Below are 2,129 nucleotides of genomic sequence, written 5' to 3' on the forward strand. Positions count from 1 at the left end.
CAGACGGCGTCCACGGCCGTGGTCCGCTCACTGCCCGGCACCACCGACCAGTCGGCGCGCACCTCGGCGCTCACGATCTCCTCGACGCGCTCGTCGCCGCGCGCCTCGACCACCGCCCTGCCCGGCCGGTACGGGACGCGGTGGCGGCGGAGCGTGGCCGCGTACTCCAGGAGTTCACCGCTCTTGCCCGCCTGGGCGGGCAGCTCCCAGGGGCGCCGCAGCCAGCCGCGCAGCACCCCGCCCGTGCGGGCGGCCTCCAGCACCTCGACCACCTGGGACCCGGCCGCCAGCAGAGCGGCGGTCACCGGCAGCAGGAACGGGCCCGTGCCCGCGACCACCACCCGGTCGCCGATCACCAGCCGTTCGCCCTTGGCCAGCGCCTGTGCGGCGCCCGCCGTGAAGACACCGGGCAGCTGCCAGCCGGGGAACGGCAGCACCCGGTCGTGCGCGCCGACCGCCAGCACCAGCGCGTCCGGCGCCAGCACCCGGCGCAGCCGCGCACCGGGGCCGCCGCCGGGATCCCCGGTCAGCACGTGTACCAGCGGCGGTGTCACCGAACCGGGGTCCGGCTGTTCCAGCGCCCAGACGGAACTCTCCGCCCACCACGAGCAGCGCGGGTGGCCCAGCACCCGGCGGCTGCGCGTCTCGAACGCGCGGTAGCCGTGGTGCAGCGCCTCGGGGCTGGCCGCGTCGAAGTCGTCGGGAAGCATGCGGTGGTACTGGCCGCCGGGTCGCTCGGCCGTGTCGATCAAGGTCACCTCGGCGCCGGCGGCCAGTGCGGCGTCCGCGGCGGCCAGTCCGGCGGGACCCGCCCCGACGACCACCACATGGCGCCCGGTCATCGCGCGTCCCCGAAGTCGGTTCCGGTGCCGTTGCCGGTGCTCGTGCTGCTGCCCGCATCGCCGCCGGCGGCGCGGGACTGGGTGGTCACCGCGTCGCCGTCCAGGGCCCGGCGCCGGCAGGCCCGTACGTCCCGCTCACCGTTGACCGTCACCACACAGTCGAAGCAGACACCGATCCCGCAGAACACTCCGCGCGGCGCGCCGGACGGGCTCCGCCGCCAGGACGTCCGGCCGGCCGCCAGCAGCACACCCGCCAGGGACTGCCCGGCGACGCCCGCCAGCGGTTCGCCGTCGACGGTGATGGTCAGCGGTCGGTCCCTGCGGCCCACGGGATCGGACCCGGCCGGTACGAGTCTCGGGCTCATGACGACTCCTCGGTCGTGGACGGCGTGTCAGTCGGCGTCTCAGTCGGTGCGTCAACCGGTGGGCCGGACGGTGGGCCGGTCCCTGCGGACGTCTCCGTGGCCAGTACGGCGGGCCTGTCCACCCGGAACGGGGCCGCGTCGATCGCCGTCGGCTCCCCGAGCAGCAGCTCCCGCAGCAGCCGCGCCGTACCCACGGACAGCCCGATCCCCGCCCCCTCGTGACCGCTCGCGTGCCACAGGCCCGTCAGCCGTGGGTCGGGGCCGATCACCGGCAGATGATCGGGTACGTACGGCCGGAAGCCGCCGTACGCGCGCATCACCTGCACCCCGGCCAGCGAGGGGAAGAGCCGCAGCGCCTTCGCCGCGATCGCCGACAGCACCTCGGGGCGCGTCCGGTCGTCGAAGCCGACCCGCCGCCGGGAGGAGCCGAGCAGCACACTGCCCGCCCGGGTCGCCTCGACCACCGCCGAGGTCTGCAGATCGCCCGCGCCGCTGCCGACGGCGCCCACGTAGTCCGCGTCGTACACCTTGTGGAAGACGGTCGGCGGCAGCGGGACCGTCACCAGCACCTCGCCCCTGCGCGGCCTGATGTCCACCGGTGCGCCGAGGCGCGCCGACAGCTCACCGGACCACGGTCCCGCCGCGTTGACGAACACATCGGCCGACAGGATCCCCTCGGTGGTGCGCACACCCGTCATCCGGCCGCCGCTCCGTACCGCTCCGAGCACTTCACAGCCGGTACGCAGGACGGCTCCCGCGGCGAGCGCGTCCGACAGCAGCGCGGTCGCCGCCCCGGCCGGCTGCACCTGGGCGTCGTCCGGATAGCGCATGGCCGCGGTGTGTCCCTCGGTGACGAAGGGTTCGGCGGCGCGCAGCTCCGCGGCGTCCAGCGGCTCGGCCCGTACGCCGGCGGCCCGCTGGG

At 75.9% G+C, this 2,129-nt stretch carries 3 protein-coding genes; all 3 read right to left on the reverse strand.

Annotation, left to right across the window (positions count from 1 at the left end):
- The coding region (locus tag HY68_RS31975) for an FAD/NAD(P)-binding oxidoreductase (protein WP_041998366.1) at positions 1 to 842 on the reverse strand (842 nt) is incomplete at its 3' end.
- Complete coding sequence (locus HY68_RS31980; RefSeq protein WP_041998368.1) at positions 839 to 1,207, reverse strand: (2Fe-2S)-binding protein; 369 nt, start codon at positions 1,205 to 1,207, stop codon at positions 839 to 841. The genes HY68_RS31980 and HY68_RS31975, both read right to left, overlap by 4 nt.
- A partial coding sequence (locus HY68_RS31985) for an FAD-dependent oxidoreductase (RefSeq protein ID WP_107070246.1) occupies positions 1,204 to 2,129 on the reverse strand: 926 nt, incomplete at its 5' end. The genes HY68_RS31985 and HY68_RS31980, both read right to left, overlap by 4 nt.

The sequence above is a fragment of the Streptomyces sp. AcH 505 genome (assembly GCF_000818175.1).
In the GTDB taxonomy this organism is placed as follows: Bacteria; Actinomycetota; Actinomycetes; order Streptomycetales; family Streptomycetaceae; genus Streptomyces.